Source organism: Nocardia farcinica (assembly GCF_029867845.1).
GTDB classification, from domain to species: Bacteria; Actinomycetota; Actinomycetes; order Mycobacteriales; family Mycobacteriaceae; genus Nocardia; species Nocardia farcinica_A.
In genome coordinates, this window is the sequence record NZ_JARWRU010000345.1 from 1 (window position 1) to 1,874 (window position 1,874).

The window sequence follows — 1,874 nt, forward strand, 5'->3', positions numbered from 1 at the left end:
GTCACAGCCCCCGCAGCAGCAGTTCACCCCGCCGCCGCCCGCGCCGCCGAACCCCCAGTTCGCGCCGCCCCCGCCGCACCAGCAGTTCGCTCCCCCGCCGCAGCAGTCGAATCCGCAGTTCGCGCCGCCGCCTCCGCCGCAGTACGCGCCGCCGCAGCAACAGAATCCGCAGTTCGCTCCCCCGCCGCCCGCGGCGGGCGGCGCGCCGGTGAACCTGCGCAAGATCTCGCTGACCAAGGAATCGCCCTCGGTCTCGCTGACCAAGCAGGGCGCCACCGGCGGCACGATGCGCATCAACCTGAACTGGACCACCCCGCACCAGCAGCAGCGCGGCGGACTGTTCGGCCGCAGGCGCGGCAGCGGCGGCCTCGACCTGGACCTGAGCTGCTTCTTCGAGCTGGCCGACGGCCGGATCGGCTCGGTGCGCGCGCTTGACCGCTCCTTCGGCGCCCTCGACCGCCCGCCGTTCATCCGCCTCGACCAGGACGACCGCACCGGCTCCAGCGCCACCGGCGAGAACCTCGACATCAACTTGGATTTCGCCGCCCAGTTGCGCCGCATCCTGGTGTTCACCTCGATCTACGAGGGCGCCAACGACTTCCGCGGTGTGCACGCCACCGCGACGCTGTACCCGCTGAACTGCCCGCCCATCGAGATGACCCTCGACGGGTGCATGGACGACTCGCGCGACGCGGTGCTCGCCCACATCGAGAACATCAACGGCGAGTTGGTGGTCCGCCGCGAGGGCACCTTCATCCGCCCGCCGGCGGGACGGCCGGGCGCGGGCGTCGTGGAGATCGCCCAGCGCTACAACTGGAACTTCGGGTTCAAGGCGGGTCGCGGCAAGGACTGATCCGCCGCCGATCAGCTCGGCCGCAGCCCTCGCAGCACGATCTCCAGCCCGCCGGAGAACTCGTCCTCGGCCGACACCGTCCGCGCGGTGCGGGCCGTCGCGGCCAAGTGCGGGAACTCGTCCTCGGGCAACGCGGCGAGGACGGCCGTGCCATGCCCGGCGAGCGCGGCGTAGTGCGCGTTCTGCAGGTAGCCGAACAGGTAGGCGACCAGGGCGCGCTGGGCGATCACCCGGTCGGCGCCGTCGAAACCGGCCTCGGTCAGCACCGCCAGTGTGGCCTCCATCCATCGCAGTCCGTTGCGCGCGGACTGCCGGTGCGCCAGCAGCAGGGGAACCGTCTGCGGATGGGCCGCCACGGCCTCGCACACCCGCTCGGCCAGCACCGTCAGGCGCCGCACCCACGGCAGATCGGCGGGTGTCGCGGTGTCGACCACCTCGAACACCGTGTCCACCACCAGTGATTCGAGCGCGGCGCGATCGGGGACGTAGCGATACAGCGCCATGGTCGCCATCCCGAGTTCCTCGGCCACCGCGCGCATGGTGAGCGCGGACAGTCCGTCCCGGTCGATCACGGCGAGGGCGGCGGCGGCGAGATCGGCGTCGGTCAGCGAGCGAGGGCGGGGCACGGATTGACAGCGTACAAGATACGCGCATACTGGTGTAGGCGTACTACGTACACCTACGAAGGGACCGGCCATGCCGCTGCTCACCACCGTGCCCCCGCGGACACTGACCACGATCGCCGGGGCCGAGACGCTCGTCCCCGACCCCGCCCTGCTCGTCCATCTGCAGTTCCGCCGCTTCGCCGGCTGCCCCGTCTGCACCCTGCATCTGCGCTCGATCGTCGCCCGCCTGGACGAGATCGAGGCCGCAGGAATCCGCGAGGTGGTCGTCTTCCATTCCTCCGCCGAGTCCCTGCGCAGGTACGAGGCCGACTTGCCGCCGGCAGTGATCGCCGACCCCGATCGCCGCCTCTATCGCGAATTCGGGGTGGAGACCTCCGGTCGCGCCGTGCTCGACC

Annotated in this window: 2 protein-coding genes and 1 pseudogene; 2 read left to right on the forward strand and 1 reads right to left on the reverse strand. The window is 71.3% G+C overall.

Annotated elements, in window-relative coordinates; translation table 11 throughout:
- Window positions 1-853, forward strand: a pseudogene (locus QH283_RS07395) (TerD family protein); the annotation flags it as partial.
- Between the two features lie 11 nt (window positions 854-864).
- Here QH283_RS07395 and QH283_RS07400 read toward each other — a convergent pair.
- Entirely contained in the window at window positions 865-1,479 is a 615-nt protein-coding gene (locus QH283_RS07400) for a TetR/AcrR family transcriptional regulator C-terminal domain-containing protein (protein WP_280502271.1), read from the reverse strand.
- Window positions 1,480-1,549: 70 nt separating this feature from the next.
- On the opposite strand from QH283_RS07400, the gene QH283_RS07405 reads away from it, so the two are divergent.
- The coding region (locus tag QH283_RS07405; protein ID WP_280502272.1) for an AhpC/TSA family protein at window positions 1,550-1,874 on the forward strand (325 nt) is incomplete at its 3' end.